This window comes from Bacillus sp. EE-W1 (genome assembly GCF_009760835.1).
Classification (GTDB): domain Bacteria; phylum Bacillota; class Bacilli; order Bacillales; family Bacillaceae_G; genus Bacillus_A; species Bacillus_A wiedmannii.
The window spans coordinates 13,082-36,517 of sequence record NZ_WIPE01000071.1 but is presented as its reverse complement, the minus strand read 5'-3'; the positions used below and the strand labels follow the sequence as shown (position 1 = coordinate 36,517).

The following is a 23,436-nucleotide window of genomic DNA, read 5'->3' as shown; positions in this document are numbered from 1 at the left end:
CGCCTACTTCGACCATACCTTCTTCAGGCATGTACGGATATTGGATAGATTTCATGTTTTTTGTTGTGATGGCCATTTCAACGTTACGAATCAGTGTGGATTCATCTGAAATAGAAGCGACTTTCGGTTCGAAGTCACATTTCATAACGAAAACGAATGGATCATCAAAGTATTTGCGTAGTTTTGCTTGCGCAATTAAAAATACACCACCGCGTACAGCGCTTGTGTCCAGATATGTATAAACGAGAGGTTCACTCATATCTTTGAAGTTTTCTTTTGTTTCCGCAAAGCGAATGCGATTAAAGAGGTTGTAATGGGGGTTTGAATCAAGTTCGTGCCCTTCTTCTACAATGAAGCGACCGATCTTTGTCGGAGCTTGTTCTGTTTTCGCATGACGTTCTACTTTTCGCTTTGAAATTTTTAATAATTCACCATTCAAAAATTCTTTTAAGGAGCTATCTTCATACTCTTCAGCGTCTAACGTTTGAAAATGTTTGTAGCGTTTATCAACAGCTTCACCTTTTCCTTCTACTTGTACAACATAAAAGGAAAGATAATTTATTTCAAAATCCATATTTATCACCTTGTTTCATTTCATTAACTCTTATCAGTATAGAGATGGAAAAAACTTTCGTCAATTTATATAAAGGAAGGGGGAGCCCCTTCCTTTATATATTTTTTACTTTCGAAATTAAAATCCGTCTTCTAATGCTGAAAATGGAATGTTTAGTCTGTTTTCTATTGTACGTAAACGCTGGTTTAATCGGTTTAATCTACGTGTATGACGCTCAACCGTGTTTTCTAATTGACGTACTCTTTGTTCAAGCTCATTTACTCGTCTTTCTAGTTGACGGTTTCCAGTACCAGGAAAAGAGATGGGAAGTTGGAATTGTCGATTTTGATCATATGGATTAACTTGTTCTGCTGGATCTATATATTGTTGGTATTGTGCTTGTAAATCATATTGAGGTTGATAACCATTTTGGTTATATGGATCGTATGGATTGTAGGGGTACATAAAAACATCCTCCATTTCTTTAAAATAGGTTAATTCACCATAATGTATGTGTAAAAGCGGAGTGTGGCACGGCAAATACCTATTTATGTTCACAAGGTGTTCCTTTATAAATAAGAATATGGAGTTTTACATTTGTATTTCTTTTGTTTTATGGTATATACTGGATAAAAAGGTGAGGTTACATAAAGGTTACAATTCTATCGGACTCAAACTTTTATATAAATATGTATAGACATTTAGAAAAGAAAAGAGTAATTTATATAGAGTAAAAAATAACTTGTAACATTTTATAAATATATTGTAAAATGATTGTAACAAAACATACATAAAAATGAAATAATACATAAAAGTAATATTGGGAAAAAGGGGAGAGTATATTGTTCCGTAAAGTAAAGGGTATATTAGTTGGGGTGTTATGTGTAGCTATAGTGAGTGGTTGTGGTGCAAAAGTAAGTGATGTTGCATTAGTAAGTGATATTGGTGGCCACACGGTAGAGGCTAAAGCAGAGGTACAGGATTCTATTAGTTTAGTAGATGGTCGTACTGGTACGGAAGTGAAAAAGCTAGATTTATCGAGTCTAGGTTATTTTGAAGACGAAGCAAAATTTAAAAAATCGGTAACGAAGGTTGCTAGCGAGGTTGGAAAAAGCGTGGACAAAAAGATGGTCCCTTCACGTGTAGCACCTGATGGAAGTTGGCAAGAAGGAAAACCTTCTTATGAATTAATGGAAAAAGAATTAGTAGATAAATTATTAAACGTTGGCATGTGGGATTCTTCATATCAATTACCTATTGTTGAGAAAAAGCCTATCGCAACATTAAGTGATGCGCAAGGAAGTGGTACGGTAATTGGTAGATATGAAACGAATTTAGGTGGCTCAGCAGGTGGCCGTATTGAGAATATCCGTTTGTCAGCAGCGAGCATAAATGGAGTTGTATTAGCAAAAGGAGACAGTTTCTCTTTCAATGCATTAATTGGTGATACAACGCCAGATAAAGGGTATCAATTAGGAAAAGAAATTGTAGATGGTAAATTAGTAGATGGATATGGCGGTGGTGTTTGTCAAACATCATCAACATTATACAATGCAGCAGATCAAGCTGGTTTGAAAATGGTAGAGAGAACGACACATTCTAAAACGGTAGGTTATGTTCCACAAGGAAGAGATGCTACAATTGCATATCCATACTTAGACTTAGTGTTTGAAAACACGAATGATGCACCTGTGAAACTTTATATGGGCATTCAGGGTGGAAAGTTAGTTGCTGAAGTACATAAAATGAAATAATAGTTATAAAGTCACCTTTTCTGAAAGTTAGAAGAGGTGACTTTTTTATTATGAAAATAAAAAATGAGTGTAAATTCTGACTTTTCTTATTTACATAGGATGATTTTAGTTGTATCCTTCATAGTAACGGTTATATGAAATAGGAAAATATCAGGATAAGGAGATGGAGTTATTCATGGTACAAATTCACCCGAAAACACGTATTGGTCATGTTGAATTTAAAGTGCAAAATTTAGAGCGCCAAATTGCATTTTATGAGAATGTAGTAGGCTTAGAAGTAATTAAGCAAGAGGCGAATAAAGCATATTTATCAGGAAAAGGTGGAAAGAACACGTTACTTGTTCTTGAAAAGTTAGAGGACGGGGTACTGCAAGAACCGCGTACGACTGGTATATATCATGTAGCCTTTTTAGTTCCGACTCGTGAGGCTTTTGCTTCGGCATTATTTGGTGTAATTCGTAATAAGAATGTAATTGATAGTCCGGCTGAGCAAGAAGGACGTTATACATATTCAAATGAAATTTTACCGATCTCAAGGTTTAATAGTGCAAGTGATCATACGTATAGCGAAGCGTTTTATTTACAAGATTTAGAGGGGAATGGTATAGAAATTTATGCAGACCGTCCGCGCGAACAATGGGGAGAAGGACCAGGAGGAAGTACGCCGCTTGATTTAAAAGAACTGGCAACACTCGTTGATTATGAGGTTGATGGATTACCTGCTAATACTGTCGTTGGGCACGTACATTTACGAATAGCAGATGTAGAGAAGTCACACGAGTTTTATGTAGAGACAGTAGGATTTGAAGTGCAACAGCGTGAAGATGACTGCTTATTCATTTCTGCAGGAGGATATCATCACCATATAGGTGCAAATACGTGGAACGGAGTAAATAATCCACACCCACCCGCACATGCAACTGGACTTAAAGTGTATACAATTGTATTACCACATAAAGAAGCGTTAGATGAAGTGAAAGAAAGATTAATAGAAAAACAACATAAAGTAAACGAAGGTACAAACGGATTTACAGTAGTAGATCCTAGTGGTATTACAGTGCAGTTTGAAATAGAGAAAGCATAAAAGAAGTCGGAAGGTGTATAATCACTTTCCGACTTCTTTTTGGTACGTAATCCAAGTAGCACAAGGATTGAAAGGAAAAGATTTTAATATCTCCATTGCGTATATACTCGTTGAATCGAATTCACCTTGAATGAAAGAATAACCGTGTTTACTTGTATACATAGCTTGTTTGAAAACGAGAAGTTTCAGTAAGGATAAATTTTCTGTAGTGTGAGTCCCACACCATCCTAGTTCTACCGTATTATCCTTTTCTGATGTATGGAGGAAAGAGTACGCAATAATTTTATTGTCTTCATCTATCATTACAAAGCTCCCATCTAGTAACACATCATCAGTTAAAATCTGTTCTTTCCAAGTTTCGAGCGGGTATGAGGCAACGGGATTTGCTAAGTGAGTATCCTCATAATTCGTTTTTACTAAGTGAGCTAGCTTTTCAAAGGAGCTATTATTGGATAGGATGATTGATAAGCTTTGTACAACATAATTTGAATGAAGCTTTGTATCGATAGCTATAATTTTGCGTACTTCTAATATCGGCATATATGTTCTTCGGATTTCCATAAAATTATGTTCTTCATAATAGGCTTTTAAATGAGCCGATGTTCCCCATATAGAGGTTTGTAATGGTAGTTTGAAGTTTTCTCTTTTTTGAATCTCGTTTAATAAAAATTGTTCAATGTGTACCTCTGAATAGAACGGATTTGTATACATTCGAAAGTATGTGCAGTATGGATGGAAGTTACTGTTCCACGTGAAAAAGACGCCTACTACATCTTTTTTATAGTAGGCAATATACACACATTTTGTTTTATTATCTCGTAATAAGTTAAATAGATAAGAGTCTTCATTGTATAAATCAATAAGTTGTTTTACTTTTAGCTCATTACTTCTACTATATTTCTCTATAACAAGATTATTTTCATCGGATGACTTCTTCATAGCTCAATCCAAAATCTTCTTACTACATTTCCATCTTCCTCAATGAAATCATCATCACGAAGCCCGCCGTTATGTAAAATTGTTTTTTCTGAAGCTGTATTCACTTCGTCGCAAACGACAAGTGCTTTCGTAATGTTTAATTCCTTCGTTTTTTCTAGCGATAATTCTAATAACTTCGTAGCATAACCTTTTCTTCTTTCAGAAGGGCGAATGCCATAACCGATATGACCTCCAGCGTTAAATAAATGCTCGGTTAAACTATGACGTATATTAACAGCTCCTACAATTTTATTTTCATCTGTAACGAGCCAATACGTAGAGTCTGGTACCCAAGATTCAGGGAGGTTTATTCCGTTATGCGCATCGAGCAATTCTTGAATCATAGCCGGAAAGTTAGAAGGGTCCTTTGAAATAACCCACGGAATCATCGTTTCACCGCTATCTTTCCATTCGTTATAAAAATCTAAGTATTCTTCTTGTAAATCGATAGTAGGTGTAAGTAAAGAGACGTTCATCGTTAGTAAGCTCCTTTATTTATTTAGTATGTATAAAAAAATACAGTATAAAATGTAAGCGTTTTCTTAACTTTCTCAACCTCATCTCATGTAATCCACCTTTGTTTTTTTAGAAAATTAGTGGAGTTTTAAAATTAGAAGTTATTTATTTTATGTTAATATTTAAAATATTAACATAAAACGGTCGGAGTATTAAGTGTATTTTAGCAAAATTCCTTCATATCGATAAAAGGATGTGTGTGATAATTTTTGTTTTATCTATCTATAATGAATGAAAGGGGGAAGGGCTCGTGAGTGTAAATTTTGATTTGATTATACGAATCGGTGTTGCGGGTTTGTTAGGAGCAATAATCGGTATTGAAAGGGAAATTCGATCAAAAGAAGCGGGATTAAAAACACATTTCCTAGTAGCGGTAGGAAGTGCATTAATAATGGTCGTTTCGAAATATGCTTTTTCAGATATTATGAATGAGGAACATATGGCTCTTGATCCGAGCCGTATTGCAGCACAAGTTGTAAGTGGAGTAGGGTTTTTAGGTGCAGGTACAATTATTATTCAAAAACAGGCAGTGAAAGGATTAACGACAGCGGCTGGTTTATGGGCTACAGCAGGAATTGGATTAGCAATTGGGGCTGGCATGTATGTAGTAGGCATTGGAGCGACGATTTTAGTTTTAATTGGTTTAGAGATTGTGAGTCGTATTTTTAAGGTGCAATTTTTATTTCCGCAAAATATAACAGTGCAAATGTGTATAAATAAACATGAGGTGGTACAACAAATAGTAGAAACGCTACAAGTGAAAGGTATTCCAATACTGTCATATGAAGTGGAAGCTTTGCAGCGAGGTACAGAAATAGTTTATAAGGTAGGGATGCAACTGAAAAATATATCGTCAGAAGAAAAGAATGAATTTATTCAGCATATGCAAGCATTACCGGAAGTTACGTTTATAAAGTTAAAATCATAGCGTTGAAAACGAGGATAGATATAGCAGGAATTTCGCTATTATCTATCTTTTTTGATATAAAATTCACATAAAGTCAAGTGTTAATTTTGCGCGGTATGGATATATATGTGAACGTTCCCTTATTTTTTCTCAATACAGAATAAAAAGTAAGAATAGTAAAATAATGGTGCGGGACACTAAAAAATGTAAGGTAGGGGAGAGCATGAAAGGCTATTCAAAAAAAGTGTTAGTAGGGGTAAGTTTTGCTAGTTTAATGTTAGGGAGTTTTCAAGGGAGCACATTGGCAGAAAGTAAAAAGGGAGAGCAAGTTTCTTATCGGAATGTGCTCAAAATGGAGCCAGTTGGTGTACAACTGCCAATGCAAGAATTAGCTCATTCATCAAAAGTGCTTGAAAATAAGTCTTTTGAGAAAAGGCTACAATTTGCTGATTTGTCGCAAAGGCCACCTGAAGTAAAAAAAGAAAGTAAGCAATTAGCTGCAGCGAAAACTTATACAATTGCTGAATTAAGTCAATTAAACAATCAGCAATTAGTAGATCTACTCGTAACAATTGATTGGGAGCAAATTACGGGTCTATTTCAATTTAATAAGGATAGCCTTGCATTCTATCAAAATGATAGTAGGATGCAGGCAATTATTGATAAATTGAAGCAGCAAGGACAAGCTTATACGAAGGATGATTCTAAAGGGATTGAGACTTTAGTAGAGGTATTACGCTCAGGGTTTTATTTAGGATTTTATCATACAGAATTAAGTAAACTAAATGAGCGGAGCTATCATGATAAATGCTTACCTGCATTAAAAACGATTGCGAATAACCTGAATTTCAAACTCGGTACGTTAGAACAAAATAGAGTAGTATCATCATACGGAAAATTAATAGGAAATGCTTCGAGTGATGTGGAAACGATAACATCAGCTGCAAAGATTTTTAAACAATATAACGATAATTTTTCTACATTGGTAGACAATCTTTCAGCTGGAAATGCGATTTACGATATTATGCAAGGTGTTGATTACGACATTCAATCGTATTTATACGATACGAGAAAAGCGCCGAAAGATACAGTATGGTACCAAAAAATTGATAGCTATATTAATGAATTAAGTCGTTTTGCTTTAATTGGAACGGTGACAGAGAAGAATGGTTGGTTAATTAATAATGGTATTTATTATACAGGTAGACTTGGTACGTTCCATAGTACAGGAACGAAAGGATTGCAAGTTGTAACGGACGCAATGAAAATGTATCCGTATTTAGGAGAGCAATATTTCGTAGCGGCTGAGCAAATTGCGACGAACTATGGCGGGAAAGATGCAAATGGAAATGTTGTGAATTTAGATCAAATACGAGAAGACGGGAAGAAAAAGTATTTGCCGAAAACGTATACGTTTGATGATGGGGCAATTGTTTTAAAGGCTGGAGATAAAGTGACAGAAGAAAAAGTAAAACGTTTATATTGGGCGGCAAAAGAAGTAAAGGCACAATTCCATCGTACAGTTGAAAGTGATCAACCTTTAGAAAAAGGAAATCCTGATGATGTATTAACGATGGTTATTTATAATAGTCCAGCTGAATATCAATTTAATCGTCAATTGTACGGATATGAAACGAATAACGGTGGCCTTTATATAGAAGGAATAGGTACGTTCTTTACTTATGAACGTACGCCAGAAGAAAGTATTTATAGTTTAGAAGAATTGTTCCGACATGAGTTTACTCATTACTTACAAGGTAGATATGAAGTACCAGGGCTTTGGGGACAAGGTAAGATGTATGAGAATGAGAGATTATCTTGGTTTGAAGAAGGGAATGCGGAGTTTTTTGCGGGGGCAACGAGAACGGATAATGTTGTACCGAGAAAGAGCATTATAGGAGGAATATCTTCAAATCCAGCAGAACGTTATACGGCAGAGCGAACGTTAAATGCAAAGTATGGAACGTGGGATTTCTATAATTATTCATTCGCTTTACAATCGTATATGTATAATAAGAGATATGATATGTTTGACAAAGTTCATGATCTTATTAGAAAAAATGATGTAACAGCATATGATGCATACCGCTCTGCATTAAGTAAAGATGCGAATTTAAATAAAGAGTATCAAGACTATATGCAAATGTTAGTCGATAACCGAGAGAAATATAATGTTCCATTAGTATCAGATGATTATTTAGCAACTCACGCACCAAAACCAGTTTCAGATATTGCGGCAGAAATTACAGCAGAAGCAAAATTAAGTAATGTATCAGTTAAGAAAAATAAATCACAGTTCTTTAATACATTTACACTGCAAGGAACGTATACAGGTACTACTGCAAAAGGGGAATATGAAGACTGGAAAACAATTACACAAAACGTAAATGATACGTTAAAACGTTTAAGTGCAAAAGAATGGACAGGCTATAAAACAGTAACAGCTTACTTTGTAAATTATCGTGTGAATGCATCAGGACAATTTGAATATGATGTTGTATTCCATGGTATGAATACAGAAGAAGGTGCTGTGAATAAAGCACCAGTTGCGGTTATAAATGGTCCATATAACGGAAATTTAAATGAAATAATTTCGTTTAAAAGCGATGGATCAAAAGATGAAGATGGAAAAATTGTTGCTTATAAATGGGAGTTTGGTGATGGTACTGTAAGTAATGAACAAAATCCAACTCACGTGTATACAAAAGAAGGAACGTACACGGCAAAATTGACAGTAACAGACGACAAAGGATTAACGAATACTGTTACAACGAATGTAACGGTTCAAAAGAAAGAAGATAACAGTGTAGAAAAAGAGCCAAATAATTCATTCCAAACAGCAAATAAACTGCAATTAAATCAAGTTTTACGTGCTAGTTTAGGAAATGGTGATACGAGTGATTACTTTGAAATAAATGTGGAAACTGCGAAAAACCTACAAATTAATGTAACGAAGGAAAATAATATCGGAGTAAACTGGGTTCTTTATTCAGAAGCGGATTTAAATAATTATGTTACGTATGCCCAGCAAGAAGGGAATAAGTTAGTAGGAAGTTACTACACATATCCAGGAAAATATTATTTACATGTGTATCAGTATGGCGGGGGAACAGGGAATTATACAGTAGAAGTGAAATAGCAAAAGAGAAATTGTCTTTCAATGAATGGAAATTAATTTAAGTCTATATCAAGTAATACAGGTTACAATATCAGTTATGAAGATAAAAATTGGTATCTTTATGAATGTTAAAAATTTAATATTTAAAATAAAAAAATAACTATAGGTAATGTATCTAATGATATTAAGAAATCAAGTATCAAGAGATCTTATCTTGAAGTTAAGTAGACCTAATCAGTAAATGAGATACAATCGATGAATTATGATTTCATAGAGATGTGAGCAAAGTAATAAAATTCAAGTATATTTGATTTAATTAAAGGACTAGAGTATATCCGTAAAAACAGATATACTCTAGTCCTTATTACGTTTAATTTATTCACGAAATCAAGATGATTAATGAGTTAAGTAGCGGCATTTTTGAAATTTATTTTATAAGTTAAATAGAAAAAAATTTATTTGAATAATTCCTTCATATTAGCAAGGGATACTAATGGAAAATCGTGTACCTTGGCCTAATTTACTCTCTATTTCTATATCACCGTTTAATTCTTTAATAATACTATAAGCAATCATAGTACCAAGCCCAGTTCCTTTTTCTGTTGTTGAATAGAATGGTAAAGCAATCCGCTTTATTTGTTGAGAGGACATTCCAACCCCTGAATCAATAATATCGATTATAATATTACCTTTAATTTTCTGTATATTTATTTGTAATACTCCACCATTTATCATGGCCTCAATTCCGTTTTGTATGATGTTGTTTAGACAGATCCTGAATTTTTCGGGGTCTCCATTTATATAAAAGGAATTTGTACTATTTTGTATTATTTCAACTTTGTATGATAGAGCGAGTGGTGAAATAGTGTCTTTCACTTGATTTAAAATATGATTAATATCTATTTTCTCTTTTAGGGTGTTCTGTGGTTTTGTTAAAGATAAATAGTTATTAATAGTAGATTGTATATGTTGCATTTCAATTAACATGATTTCTAAGTACTGATTCTGAGGTAGCTTAGAGGCATGTTTTTCATTTAACAATTGAGTGAATCCATGTACTGTGGTTAGTGGATTGTGGATTTCGTGTGCAATGGACGCGGCTAGTTCGCTAGCTATATAAAATTTTTCAGCCCGTTGCAGCTTTTCTTTCATTTTATATTTCTCAATCATTCCCTCAATTAAATACACTGATAATAATACTGTAAATATATTAATGATTATATAATTTAATAAAAATTCTATGAGAGTAGAGTCAATTTTACCACCTGTATTTATTTGAGTTACAATACCGCAGATAGAAAGTGAAGTTGTACATACTAAAATAAGAAGCAAGCTTAATAATATCTTTTTTTCTTTAACATACATTGGTAATAAGTAACGAAAGAGCATTGTTATAACAGAAATAATAGTAAAGATAATAAATGATGGAAGAACTCCATTTCCGCCTAAGAAAAATCGATAAGAAAGATATAAAATTCCTATAAAAACAATGTTTTTTGTATTTCCATATAGAAAAACTAATATGATAGGAATAAAACGTAAATCATAAATAAATCCAGCATGTAAATGAAAAGGAAAAGTCATGCAAAAAATAATAGCAATGGAGGAAAGGATAGAAATCAATATATTATTACATGTTTTTTTTTCTTTAAATTCTAGCCAAAATACGTGGTAGCTAAGGATACAAATTATTATTATAAAGGTATTTAATAAAAGAGTAGATATTCCCATAGGTTTGCATCTCCGATAGTTTGTATATTGGATTATGTATGAGTTAAACTTAGATGTTTAGTTATCAGTAGACTTTCTATCTAAAAAAGGAAGAGCGCTTGAAAAAGTACTATAATATTACTTTTATCCCGCATTAAACGGGCAGTAAGACCCCCACCTCAAAATTAAGCGGAAGCAAAGAAGTTAGGTAGGGGATCAACTGCCTGTAAAAGCCCGATTGGTTCAACTAATAATCAGTGGGGGATGAAGAAAACCCCACTGATTAAAGTTTCGCTTTATTAGAATTGATAAGGACGTTAGGAAAAATAATAGATAAAAAAATCTACTTAGATATTTATACATATGAAACTAGAAATTGACTTTTGTATAAGGAAAACTAGGATTGAGTTACTAATAAAATAATAGGATTTTAAGTATGAATATTCTATGAAAAAATATATTTTGTGGATTCTATTTGTAGCCTTCGTTATATTAACATGGAATATACCAAATTATAAAGTGTAAATTTCAAAATTTTTCATTAGTATATTTTATCTAAAATGGAAACGCTATTTATTTGAGTGCTTGGTACTTAATTGTATGAATTCTCGTTAAAAAGATTTTGAAATTTACATGTTTTTTATGAATCATAATACTGTAGCTTTATCAATGTGAGTTTTTCAGTAACTATTAAGGTGTAAAGTTAAAATATATAGGTTTAAAGATATGAATTATTACATAAAAACGCACCTGAAAAAGAATGTATGATGGTAATAGATTACAAACATCAAGGGGGAACTTAAAATGAAGTTAAATAAACTAGTGCTTAGTTGTGGAGTAATTTCAGCATTAACACTTGGTGTGTTAGGAAATAATACTTATGCTGAAGAAATACACAAAACGAATGATACAATTCATATAGTCGAACATGTTCCTGTAGACTTATTATTAACTCAAACAATGGATTATAGTGGAGAGGCTGTAACTTCTTTTGTATATAATGGGAGTGGAAATTTAAGCTTCTTTATGAAAAATAATGGCCAAAATACAATGGGATATAGTGTGAAAGGTCCAAATATGGAGCTAATTGTTGGTGGTTATATAAAACCTGGAGAACAAAAAATTAATGTTACAAATGTACGGAATGCTTTATCTCCATTACCAATTGGAACATATAAAATTTACGTTTCAAATGATGGTTCTAAGGGACAATTCCAAGTTGCAGTAAGATCTATGAATTAAATTTAAAACGCTTTGTTTATAAGTTAATTTAGTTTTTACTTACTAGAAAGTAACTATATTAAATCGAGAATTACACATAAAAATAAAAACGAGCACCTTATGTAATTACGAGAGGGTGCTCGCTTTTTACTATTAAACAGAAGAGAATTGTTTTCAACAATTTATAAATACATTTTGATATTTTTCTAGCTTTAGGCTATACATTTAAAATTAGGCTAAGTTAAAGTAATAAGCATTTTATTTGTTTTGATTATTTTGGTTCTGGATAATGATTGTAGTACGAAATTCTAATAAATTCTTGGTATACATTTGTTAATTTAGCAGCTCTAAGGGCATCATTGAATTTTTGCATACGGACACTACCTTGAGCATAGCCTCCACCAGGAACATAAGGGTTTCTAGCTTCAAAGTCATCCATAAAGTCTTTTAATTTTTTATAGTCCTGAGATTGATAAAAAGCAGCAGCTTCTTCGGGAGTGACATCAAAGTAAGAAGCTGATGTTGAGTTATAAGAAGCTGCTTGAGCAGTAGGTGTTTCTAGCATAGTTGCAGCCCCACCCAACATAGTAAGCGCCATAGAAGATACAATAATTTTTTTAAACATAATAAAACCTCCACGTAGAGTATTTGGATTAATAGTAATCCTGTAACTATTATAGTTACAATGAAAACGATTATCAAATGCAATATTGCATAATTCATTATTTGAACGAGAAGTCTCCTTTATCTCTACATGGAGAAGTCTAGTAGGAGATTAATAGATTAAAAGAAGTTTACATAGCATTGAGGTTAAACAGAAAATGAAATAAAAAGGATATTTTAATTGAGGAAAGTTAAAAGGATCTGTTATTAAAGACAGTGATTTTTTAAAAAGGTATGACAGTTACCAGCTAGAGAGACCATTATAGGGGAGCTAGCTACGTTTATTGGTGTTGAGAAATACATAATATATGCTGTCTGTATAAGATAAAATGAAGAAACATTTCTTTTGGATTTTACAATATGTGTAAGGGGAATCAAGATTTTGATTTGTACTTAAACAAGGGAGAAAAGTATTACTATTTAAGTAACAAAGAATGTTAAGTCTCATTCAAAATCATGTAATAGACTATAAAATAATCCTTTTAAAACAAAATATAGTTTGGCTGAAAATTAGAGGGCATCAATTCATTGGAACAGTAAAAGCTGTTTATTGGATTGGTGTCTTTTTTTGTTTAAGAACGAGAATACATTTTCTCAACAGGACAAATGGTAAATATCTATAAGTACTACTTATAAGGATAATTGGAAAATAGAAATTAATAATAAAGGGGAATGCGAAATGACAACATTAATATCTAATAGAGATCTAGCTAAAATCCGAGAGGAAGATGTAGATGTATTAAAGGTAATGGCACATCCCGTTCGATTAAAAATTGTAAATGAATTAATGCACCATAAACTGTGTAATGTTACACAGTTGACAGAAATATTAGGACTCCCACAATCCACTGTTTCACAGCATCTATCAAAATTAAGGGGAACTGTGCTCCGTGTAGAAAGACGAGGATTAGAGATGCATTATTATATTGATAATGTTAAGGCTCGCCGGATTGTAGGAATTCTAGGTTTGTAGCTTCATAATTCTTAAAAAGAGCACTTTTCAAAAGTGCTCTTTTTAAGATGGACATTAGGAATTGAAAGAGGCATCAATGATAATTTAGAAGGAGTGTGCTTTTTCTTAAAATAAAAGATAATTATTTATATTGTTTAATAATTACTTGATATATTATTAATTTTGTTACCTTACAAAAATGTAAGATTGTTTTAATTGACACTTGTATATATAAGTAACTATACTAGTTACACAATGTTGGTGAATATATGTAATAGTCTCAATCTATAAGTGTATGTCGAAGGGTTCTTTTCGGAATGATAATTCTATACTAGATTCTTTATCTTATAATAGTGATGACGCCAACTTAATCTATACTTTATTCGAATTCATATTATTTAAAGATTAACTATATTTTACATAATTTACCGACTTGTAATAATTTTTTAGAGGTGCTAAATTTTGAAGAACAAATTAATTGCTACAGGAATTCTTGCTGGAAGTTTACTATCTTATTCTACTAGTATTTTTGCAGATACTCACAAATTTCCAGATGTTCCTGCATGGGCTGACAAATCCGTTACTTATTTAGTTGATAAACAAGTATTGAGTGGTTATCCAGATGGAACTTTTGGTTCAAGTGATACACTAGATAGAGCTTCTGCAGCAACCATTATGACAAGGGCTCTTGGTATACACATTGATTTAAATGCAAAACCATCTTTTAAAGATTCACAAAACCACTGGGGAACCCCTTATATCGCCGCAGCTGAAAAGGCAGGAATAATTAAAGGTGAAGGAAATGGAATATTTAATCCTTCTGGAAAAGTTACTCGTGCTGCTATGGCTACTATGCTAGTGAATGCATATAAACTACAAAATAAAAACACTAGCAATGGACAAAGTAAATTTGAAGATTTAAAGGGACATTGGGGTGAAAAATTCGCAAATACTTTAATTGATTTAAAAATTTCAGTTGGTACAGATAATGGTTGGCAACCAAATAGGTTCATAACACGCGCTGAAGCTGCACAACTAACCGCAAAAACAGATATGCTTCAATATAGTCAAAGTAATCCTTTAGAAAATAAGACAATAATTATTGATCCCGGACATGGTGGCGCAGATCCTGGAAAAGACACAAAGGGATTACCTGAAAGTAAGATTGTACTTGACACTTCTTTACGTCTACAACAATTGCTTGAAAAACATACACCATTTACAGTTTTACTAACTCGTGAATCTGATACTAGACCTGGACATGATCAAAAAAGCTCTTTACAGGAACGTGTTAAATTTGCTAAACAAAATCAGGGGGATATCTTTATAAGTGTTCATGCAAATGCTTATAATGGTAATGCAAAAGGGACAGAAACATACTACTATAAATCTTCTAAATCTGAAAAAACAAATCCTCATGTGGAAGAAAGTCGTGTTTTAGCTGAAAAAATTCAAACCCGATTAGTAGACGCTCTTCAAACACGTGATAGAGGCGTTAAACATGGAGATCTTCATGTTATAAGAGAAAATGAAATGCCAGCTGTGTTAACGGAACTTGCTTTTATAGATAATGGTATTGATTACAGTAAGTTATCTACAGAAAACGGAAGGCAGGTTGCAGCAGAAGCCATTTATGAGGGGATTTTAGATTATTATGAATGGAAAGGGAATAATGTATCTGAATATAGGTTGCAATAAGTAAATGAAAATATAGTAATTCTCGAAATAAAGAATTCTATAATTTTTTTGCATTTTTTAAACAACAATTTTAAATGTATATTTAAAATTGTTGTTTAAATCGTTATTATGTGTTTTAATAATATTGATAATAGTTATCAGTAAAAAAAGAGATGGAAATTAGAAAAACAAGTGTTGATAGTTATTGTCATAAAGATTAATAAATTTCTACATTGTAAAGTTATGAACCTATCTCTAGTATTGAGAGCTAAAAGTAATATGTTTATACCTTTTAAATGTTTAAGAAGGAGTGGATGTCTGTATGAAAAAAGCAAAAGGAATAGCTAAAAGTGTTGCGGTAGCGTCCGTTATTATGTCTGGATCACTTGGTGCACAAGCAACATCTGCATTTGCAGATTCTAAAGGAACTGTAGAAAATCTTCAAAATGGTGGAAAAGTCTATAATAGTTTTAAAACTACTTATGACATGAAGCAGAATATCAAAAATTCAATAAAGGTTTCTTTTATTGAGGATCCTTATGCAGATAAAAAAATCGCAATTGTTACAACAGATGGTAGTAATATAGATGCTAAATATACAATTAATGGCGGATTCTATAACGCAGGTTTAAAATGGCCATCGGCTTATCATACTGAAGCAGAAATAACAAGTGGTGATAGCGCTCAATTCCATAAAGCTGCCCCAGTTAATACAATGACTTCAGCAAAGGTTACTTCTGAAGTAGGGTATACACTTGGCGGAAGTGTTAAAGTTGGGGTAAATGATAAAGGCCCAAATGCTGATGCAAGTATTACAGGTAGCTTTGCTTGGAAAGAAAGTGTATCTTATGATCAAGTAGACTATAAAACGGTATTAGAGACTCACACAGATAAAAAATTAAATTGGAAAGTAGGATTCCAATCATTTAATTACCCGGAGTGGGGAATTTATAATCGTGATTCATTTAATACTTTCTACGGTAATCAACTATTTATGAAATCACGTAGTTATAATGAAGGAACGAATAATTTTGTTTCAAAAGATACAGTACCAGCTTTAACAGGATATGGTTTTTCTCCTAATGTAGTAGCAGTTATTACTGCAGATAAAACAGAATCTACATCTGATTTAAAAATAACAAATCGTAGAATATCAGATCAGTACAATATCGAATGGGTAAGTTCGAAATGGTGGGGAACAAATAATAAAGATACATATAATGAGTTCTTTACAAACAACTATAAGTTAGACTGGAAAAACCATCAAGTTACTCTTGATAACCAAAAAGCCCTTGAAGAACAAATGAGTAGTATCAACAATGTGAATAACCAACTTAACAAAGGCAAAGGGAAATTATCTTTTTCAATGAATGGAAATCAGCTCAAAGCGACATCTAGCAATGCTGGTTATGGTATTAGTTACGAGGATAAAAATTGGGGTATCTTTATGAATGGTGAAAAGATCTATACGTTTAATGAAAAAACAACTGTAGGTAATATTTCGAATGACATTAACAAATTAAACATCAAAGGACCTTATATTGAGATTAAACAAATCTAATCAGTAAATGAATTGTAAATGAAAGGGCCAGAGTTTATCTGTAAAGATAGATAAACTCTGGCCCTTATTATTTTTTTCATTCTTATACGCAATTAGAAAAGAACGTGAGGTATTTGAAAGCTATTCATGCCACGCAGGGAGATATTGTTTTAAGTAGGGTGTTTATTTTTATTTCATTTTTAAATGAATTCTTTGTATGATGACATAGGGTAGGCGATGTTCAGGAGATGTTTCTTTTTGAGGAGTATGTTGTGTGGCGAATAGTTTAAAGTAAGCAAGTCTTCATCGGTTGTTAAGTTATTACTTTAAATATATAATTAAACTTCATTAAAAAGATACTCTATTCAAAGTCCTTAGTGGATTTTTGAAGTGAAATATATATTATTTGAGGTGTGTGAAATGGGGAAATCTCGAGAGCAGACGATGGAAAATATTTTGAAGGCTGCTAAGAAAAAATTTGGAGAGCGTGGTTATGAAGGTACGAGCATACAAGAAATTGCAAAAGAAGCGAAAGTGAATGTTGCTATGGCTTCTTACTATTTTAATGGGAAAGAAAATCTATATTATGAGGTGTTTAAGAAATATGGTCTTGCTAATGAGTTACCTAATTTTCTTGAGAAGAATCAATTTAATCCTATTAATGCTCTAAAAGAATATTTAACAGTCTTTATTACACATATAAAAGAAAATCCTGAAATTGGCACATTGGCATATGAGGAGATTATTAAGGAAAGTGCAAGATTAGAAAAGATTAAACCGTATTTTGTAGGTAGTTTTGAACAGTTAAAAGAAATATTGCAGGAGGGGGAGAAACAAGGAGTATTTCATTTCTTCTCTATAAATCATACGATACATTGGATCACTTCTATTGTTTTATTTCCAAAGTTTAAAAAGTTCATTGATTCTTTAGGACCAAATGAATCGAATGATACAAATTACGAATGGATGCCAGAAGATTTGGTGAGCAGAATTATTTCTGCTTTAACAGATAAGCCTAATATGTAAATTAGTCATTGTTTATGAATCCTAATTTTCCTGTTAAAAAGCCTAATTTCTCAAAGGATTGTAGAGAAATTAGGCTTTTTTGGACACTTCATTCAAATACTTTATAGACTAATGGCTTGATTTATTAATAATTCGAGTGGAGTTACATAGATATAGTTTTCGTTGCAACGGTTTGTTGAAATGCCTTATCATGCTCAACAATAATCATTGTGGGATTAAATTGTTGAATTAGCTCTTCAATTTGCATACGTGAATAAATATCTATAAAGTTTAATGGTTCATCCCATATATACATATGGGCTTTTTCACATAAACTTTTAGCGATAAGCAGTTTTTTCTTTTGTCCACCAGAATAATGAAATATATCTTTTTCAAATTGAATTCGGTCAAAATCCATCTTTCGTAGGATGGATTTAAATAATGTCTCATCAATCTTGTTTTCTTCAATAAAATTTGATAGCGATCCTTTCAAATGAGAAGTATCTTGTTGAACATAGGAAATGGTGAGTCCTGTACCTAATGTAACTAAACCTGTATGCTGTATCGGATACCCTAGAATTAGTTTTAGGATACTGCTTTTCCCGCTCCCATTTTTGCCATCAAGCACAATTCGGTCACCTTGTTCAACTACGAAGTTAATTGGCTCATTCACGACTTGGTCATCGTACGTAACAGACACGTCAGCCAAAGTAACTAATTCATTTGACTTGAACTTCAATGCTTCTAATTTTAATGACTCAGTTTTCTCCACATTTTTTAGTAATTTTGACTTTTCTTCAATAGCTTTTTGTTGCCTTGATTCTAGGTTTTTTGCCCTTTTCATCATCTTGGCTGCTTTATGTCCTACAAATCCCTTATCCAACTTAGAACCTGAATTCCTTGTTCCATTTTTTGAAGCTTCTACATCATGAGACCAATTTGCTGAACGCTTGGAAGACTGTTTTAATCTTCCTATGTCTTTTTGTAGACGATCATTTGTAGCCTCTTCGTGCTCTTGCTGTCTATCAAAATTTAATTTCCAAGAAGAATAGTTCCCGCTTTGAACTTCAATATTTGCTCTATTTATAGATAAGATATGGTCAACGCATCCATCTAAAAAGATTCTGTCATGTGAAATTAAAATAAACCCTTTTTTCTTCCTTAGATAATCAGAGACTATTTTTCGTGCATCCGTGTCTAGGTGGTTTGTTGGTTCGTCAATTAATAGGAATTGGCCCTCATTTAAAAACAGTGCAGCAAGCAACACCTTTGTTTGTTCTCCATTTGATAAAGTTTTAAACGGTCTGTACATGACCTCGGCATCAACATTTAAATAGGATATTTCACGTAGAAATTCCCAATCTTCTGCTTGGGGACAAATTTCTTCAAGGATTTCATGAGTGAATTTGTTCTTATCTGCAACAGGGTAGGGGAAGTAATTGAATTCTACAGAAGCAAGGATTTTTCCACTATACTCGTAATTCCCTAATAATAAATTAAAGAATGTCGTTTTACCTCGTCCGTTTCTACCGATAAATCCTAGTTTCCAATCCGTATCTATTTGAAAGTTTACATCTTCAAAAATATTATCAAAGCTACCTGGGTATGAAAAAGTTAAGTCTTGAACTTTTATCATTGACATAATAATTCCTCCTTTATATATCGAAACGTTTCATATAAAGTCGGAACATCCATCCATTTTTTAATTTCTCTATATAAGTTTGATGGATATTAACGACTTATATAGAGCATTACATGTGTAACAATAGTATCTGAATTAGCCATTTTTTTCGCTCCTTTATTTGTTAGGTAAATTTAGCGATTAATAAATTTTAACTTACATAAAAGGGAATAAAAAAATCCCCCGATTTTTAATCGGAAGGATTAGTCTGTCGCCTAAGTAAGTACTTATTAATCATTTGAATCATGACAAATAAAGTATGAAATGAATTATAAAAATGGATAGACTAACCCTATATTTTGTAGTTTGAAGTTATAAAATTCAACTTAAAATATAAATTAGTTAATCATTATTCATCCATCATTCCTTTCATCATTCTATTTTTAGAGTAACATTCTTTTTTGGGAGATGCAATATCATCTTCACTTAATACTAGATCATTTATATTTCTTTGGTTAGGTCGATATAACATTACATCTTTCTTATAAACATCTTATTTTTGTTCAAAATGTCACGTCTTTTGTCCATTAAAAGGGGAGGTATTTGAAATTGACAGCACCCTTTACTGTAACTATAATAGTTACAGTAAGTTCGGTCATTTAATTCGAATTTCTAAATTAATGATAGTATATTACTCTTCTTTCTAAGTGTGACAATAAGCGAATAACTATGTTGCTATGGAAGTTTAGATTCTATCTCATATTCAAAGAACAGCTAAGTTGTATTATTCAAATTTACGATGAGTAAATACCGAAAAATAACATTTTCCATCGTATTCTTTTTGGAATGCTTAGTTAAAAAAGAAGAAATATCTGCAGAAAGTAAATCAGGCTGTGGTATGTAGAAAGAAATCCTATAAAAAGTTCATAATATGGAATAATAAGTAAGTTCATTTTGATGAATACGAGCAGTGCAGCATCAGGTCATTTTTAATAAAAATCTAGAAAAAATTAAGAAGGTGAGTCCGTTGCGTAAACATTCACATGTGCAATTTTATGTATTGATATTAGCTCTACTAGCTTATTTAAGCTTTTGTTTTATATTTTTATTTGTTTTTCCGAATCATTATTTTGTATCAGATTTTAATATACGACTATCATCCTTAGTTGTTGAAACTACTGTATTTATCTCATTACTTTACTCTATGGTATCAAGAAAAATTAAACTAGGAGTCTTTTGGGTTTGTATTACTATTGCAATAGGGTGTTTCTTGATAGGGAATTTTATATCTGCTTTTCAAGTACTTAATGTAGAATTACCAATAGAAAATTTTAATATCTCTGATGTATTTTTGTTGTTTTTCTTATTCTTCTTTCTCCTTGCGTTCTTTTATAAAATCATTATGGAATGTAACAAGTGGGAAAAAGCGTATTTAATTTGTGATTTATGTATTGTTGTTACTGCTATTTTTACCTTAGAATGGTACCTATTTAATAAACCTTCTGCAAATATCTTATTCTTATCAATTGGAGATGTTTTTCTTTCATTTATTTTCCCAATTATAGATCTATTGCTTCTATTACTAGGAGTTAGCCTTATTTTTCGACCAGCAATTTTTAATGCGAAAAGTAAATTATTTATTTTTATCTTAGTATTAACTGGCTTGTCTATTACAGACTATTTATATTTTTATTTACAAGATGATTTATCACATCGTTCACTTATATTATTAAGGTGTTTGTATAGAGTTTTTCTATTATTTATTGCCATTGCTGCTACTATTCCAAGGAGTACATCTTCTAGAAGAGATTACTTTATTATTAATCCGACATTTGGAAAGAAACTTCTTGTCATATTTCCTTATCTTTCAGTTGCAATTTTAATTGGTTTTACTTTCAAAGAGCAAACTTCTTCCTCTACACTGATTACGGGAAATTGTATTGCCTTTGTATTTGTACTGATTCGTCATACAATTGTACGAATGCAAAACAAAGATTTAACCGAAACATTAAAAGTGTTTAATAATCAATTAGAGCAAAAAGTATCTAAAAGAACAGCAGATTTAATAAAAAAATCTAATGATTTGGTGAAAAATCAAGAGAGGTTTAAGTCTTTATATGAGTACCATCCAGATCCTATATTAACAATTGATTCAAATGGTACCGTATTAAATATAAACCAGTCTGGAAGTATGTTATTAGGAAAAGACAGTGCAGCATTAATAGGAAAAGAGTGCTTTTCTATTTTTTTAGATGAAGATAAACCTGAATTGGAAGCAGCTCTAAAGATGGGGAAACGATGTAGTTCGTCTGCGTTACAGTTACGTGTGAAAAATAATAATGAGAAGGATATACATTTTTGGTACGTTACTATTGTTCCTATCATGATAGAAGGACAAACTTTTGGGAGTTATATAATGGTAAAAGACATAACGAGGATGAAGCAACAACAGGATGAGATAAACTATCTAGCATTTCATGATACAGTGACGGGGATTGGAAATCGAATATTCTTCCAACAAGAATTAGACAGATCTATTGAGCGTGTACAAAAAACACAGGATAAGTTTGGACTTCTGTATATAGATTTAAACCGCTTTAAGACCATTAATGATACACTGGGGCATGCAATTGGTGACAGTGTTTTAAAAGAAGTTGCCAAACGTTTTAGGACATGTCTGTCACCAGCTATTCCTTTAGCAAGAATAGGGGGAGATGAGTTTGCAATCATTGTCCATAACAAAACAGAGCAACAGCTATTAGATTTGTGCGAAATATTATTTCGTATAACTGAAGAACCATTTGTAATAAATCAACACAGCTTTTATTTATCCCTTAGTATAGGAATAGCGTTGTATCCATTTGGAGGAACAAATGCCACAACACTTTTACAACATGCTGATATTGCTATGTATAGTGCAAAGGAAGAAGGTAGCAATGCTGTTTGTATATACGACGAGACATTATCTCTAAAAATAACAAGACGATTACAATTAGAGCAAGATTTACCGAATGCAATTGAAAATAATGAGTTGTTTTTATTGTACCAACCACAAGTTGATAGTAAGGCAGGAAAGGTTATTGGTGCAGAGGCATTAATACGTTGGCAACATCCAGAGCTGGGGCTAATTTCACCTTTTGAGTTTATACCTATCGCGGAAGAAACATCACAGATTATTACAATTGGGAAATGGACGCTACAGCAAGCGTGTTCACAACTGAAAGAATGGCATTCTGCAGGTTATACAAATCTAAAAATGGGGATAAATTTATCAGCTATAGAGTTTGAACAGAAAGATTTTGTTCAAACGATTATATCTACCATAGAAGAAATAAGAGTACCAGCTAATTTGATTGATTTGGAATTAACAGAGCGAATTGCCATGGTAGATGAAAAAGAAACTTTATTGAAGTTAAAAGCATTAAAATCATATGGTGTACATTTATCAATTGATGATTTTGGTACAGGATATTCTTCATTAGCATATCTACCTTTATATCCAATTGATACTTTGAAAATTCCAAGAGAATTTGTGAATAGGATTGGAACTTCGAATGATGGAGATGAAATTATACAAACTATTATTTCGCTAGCTCATACTTTAAATATGAAAGTGATTGCGGAAGGAGTAGAAACGAAGAAACAATTAACAGTGTTACAACAAAATGCATGCTATTTAATTCAAGGCTATTATTACAGTAAACCTGTAAATGAAGATGAGTTTCTCAAGTTTTTAAGCAGGGAATAAGTGAGAACTATGTACTTGTGAAGTAAAGGGAAAAGAAGTTCTACCTATATTAAGTAGAACTTCTTTTTTAGTTAACTAGCAGTTAGGTTTCCAAAATATTTTGCATTAAGATGTATCATTACTCAAGCTGTTATCTTGTTCTTAAGTGATTCCTTTTTCATGACTTGTCTTCTCGTCAAGAAATTTGAAGGGATCGTATTAAAGGTGCAGGTCATACTGTCTAAAGTTATTTTATTATTTATCGTTTATTACATTTGAAATGACTTTTAATGTGTATATAAGCATGTGATAAGTAAATTAAATAAACAAAAGGCCCTGTAAAAAATACAGGGCCGGATACAGGGTTAAGGGAACACATAGTTTCTTATTAATATATTAGCATAAACTTT

Annotated in this window: 17 protein-coding genes; 10 read left to right on the top strand and 7 right to left on the bottom strand. The window is 32.2% G+C overall.

The window, feature by feature from the left end; translation table 11 throughout:
* The coding region (locus tag GFJ36_RS18455; RefSeq protein ID WP_157349704.1) for a DUF3900 domain-containing protein at window positions 1–574 on the bottom strand (574 nt) is incomplete at its 3' end.
* Window positions 575–691: 117 nt separating this feature from the next.
* Complete coding sequence (locus GFJ36_RS18450) at window positions 692–1,033, bottom strand: hypothetical protein (protein WP_116480664.1); 342 nt, start codon at window positions 1,031–1,033, stop codon at window positions 692–694.
* A gap of 362 nt (window positions 1,034–1,395) precedes the next feature.
* Here GFJ36_RS18450 and GFJ36_RS18445 point away from each other — a divergent pair, with 362 nt between their 5' ends.
* Window positions 1,396–2,307: a VanW family protein gene (locus GFJ36_RS18445; RefSeq protein WP_000488977.1), complete on the top strand. Its 912-nt coding sequence runs from the start codon at window positions 1,396–1,398 to the stop codon at window positions 2,305–2,307.
* Between the two features lie 175 nt (window positions 2,308–2,482).
* Entirely contained in the window at window positions 2,483–3,391 is a 909-nt protein-coding gene (locus GFJ36_RS18440; RefSeq protein ID WP_142314119.1) for a VOC family protein, read from the top strand.
* A gap of 21 nt (window positions 3,392–3,412) precedes the next feature.
* On the opposite strand, the gene GFJ36_RS18435 is transcribed toward GFJ36_RS18440, so the two are convergent.
* Both GFJ36_RS18435 and GFJ36_RS18430 read right to left on the bottom strand, forming a co-directional pair.
* Window positions 3,413–4,330, bottom strand: a complete 918-nt coding sequence (locus GFJ36_RS18435; protein ID WP_087984028.1) for a GNAT family acetyltransferase — start codon at window positions 4,328–4,330, stop codon at window positions 3,413–3,415.
* Window positions 4,327–4,845 carry a GNAT family N-acetyltransferase gene (locus GFJ36_RS18430; protein ID WP_087984029.1) on the bottom strand — a complete coding sequence of 173 codons (519 nt, stop codon included), beginning with the start codon at window positions 4,843–4,845 and terminating at the stop codon, window positions 4,327–4,329. Before GFJ36_RS18430 ends, GFJ36_RS18435 begins: the two co-directional genes overlap by 4 nt.
* 290 nt (window positions 4,846–5,135) lie before the next feature.
* Here GFJ36_RS18430 and GFJ36_RS18425 point away from each other — a divergent pair, with 290 nt between their 5' ends.
* The gene (locus GFJ36_RS18425; protein ID WP_087984030.1) at window positions 5,136–5,813 is read left to right on the top strand and encodes an MgtC/SapB family protein; all 678 of its coding nucleotides are present in this window, start codon (window positions 5,136–5,138) and stop codon (window positions 5,811–5,813) included.
* Between the two features lie 202 nt (window positions 5,814–6,015).
* Window positions 6,016–8,931 carry a collagenase ColA gene (gene colA, locus GFJ36_RS18420; protein WP_157349703.1) on the top strand — a complete coding sequence of 972 codons (2,916 nt, stop codon included), beginning with the start codon at window positions 6,016–6,018 and terminating at the stop codon, window positions 8,929–8,931.
* 456 nt (window positions 8,932–9,387) lie between these two features.
* Here the strand turns inward: colA and GFJ36_RS18415 are convergent, their stop codons facing one another.
* Window positions 9,388–10,641 (bottom strand): sensor histidine kinase, encoded by a 1,254-nt coding sequence (locus GFJ36_RS18415; protein WP_088064140.1) that lies wholly within the window; start codon window positions 10,639–10,641, stop codon window positions 9,388–9,390.
* 783 nt (window positions 10,642–11,424) lie between these two features.
* On the opposite strand from GFJ36_RS18415, the gene GFJ36_RS18410 reads away from it, so the two are divergent.
* Entirely contained in the window at window positions 11,425–11,862 is a 438-nt protein-coding gene (locus tag GFJ36_RS18410; protein WP_088064139.1) for a hypothetical protein, read from the top strand.
* 250 nt (window positions 11,863–12,112) lie between these two features.
* Here the strand turns inward: GFJ36_RS18410 and GFJ36_RS18405 are convergent, their stop codons facing one another.
* Window positions 12,113–12,466: a hypothetical protein gene (locus GFJ36_RS18405; protein ID WP_087984034.1), complete on the bottom strand. Its 354-nt coding sequence runs from the start codon at window positions 12,464–12,466 to the stop codon at window positions 12,113–12,115.
* Window positions 12,467–13,183: 717 nt separating this feature from the next.
* Here GFJ36_RS18405 and GFJ36_RS18400 point away from each other — a divergent pair.
* The 4 genes from GFJ36_RS18400 (at window position 13,184) to hlyIIR (ending at window position 17,699) form a co-directional block, all read left to right on the top strand.
* Window positions 13,184–13,477, top strand: a complete 294-nt coding sequence (locus GFJ36_RS18400; protein ID WP_046954619.1) for an ArsR/SmtB family transcription factor — start codon at window positions 13,184–13,186, stop codon at window positions 13,475–13,477.
* A gap of 441 nt (window positions 13,478–13,918) precedes the next feature.
* Window positions 13,919–15,154, top strand: coding sequence for an N-acetylmuramoyl-L-alanine amidase (locus tag GFJ36_RS18395; RefSeq protein ID WP_087984035.1), 1,236 nt, complete (start codon window positions 13,919–13,921; stop codon window positions 15,152–15,154).
* A 301-nt stretch (window positions 15,155–15,455) separates the two neighbouring features.
* On the top strand, window positions 15,456–16,694 hold the full coding sequence (gene hlyII, locus GFJ36_RS18390) for a hemolysin II HlyII (protein ID WP_087984036.1): 1,239 nt from the start codon (window positions 15,456–15,458) through the stop codon (window positions 16,692–16,694).
* A gap of 399 nt (window positions 16,695–17,093) precedes the next feature.
* The gene (gene hlyIIR, locus GFJ36_RS18385; RefSeq protein ID WP_087984037.1) at window positions 17,094–17,699 is read left to right on the top strand and encodes a hemolysin II regulator HlyIIR; all 606 of its coding nucleotides are present in this window, start codon (window positions 17,094–17,096) and stop codon (window positions 17,697–17,699) included.
* 142 nt (window positions 17,700–17,841) lie between these two features.
* Here the strand turns inward: hlyIIR and GFJ36_RS18380 are convergent, their stop codons facing one another.
* Entirely contained in the window at window positions 17,842–19,320 is a 1,479-nt protein-coding gene (locus GFJ36_RS18380; protein ID WP_087984038.1) for an Lsa family ABC-F type ribosomal protection protein, read from the bottom strand.
* Window positions 19,321–20,326: 1,006 nt separating this feature from the next.
* On the opposite strand from GFJ36_RS18380, the gene GFJ36_RS18375 reads away from it, so the two are divergent.
* On the top strand, window positions 20,327–23,047 hold the full coding sequence (locus tag GFJ36_RS18375; protein WP_141542807.1) for a sensor domain-containing protein: 2,721 nt from the start codon (window positions 20,327–20,329) through the stop codon (window positions 23,045–23,047).
* Window positions 23,048–23,436 lie beyond the last annotated feature (389 nt).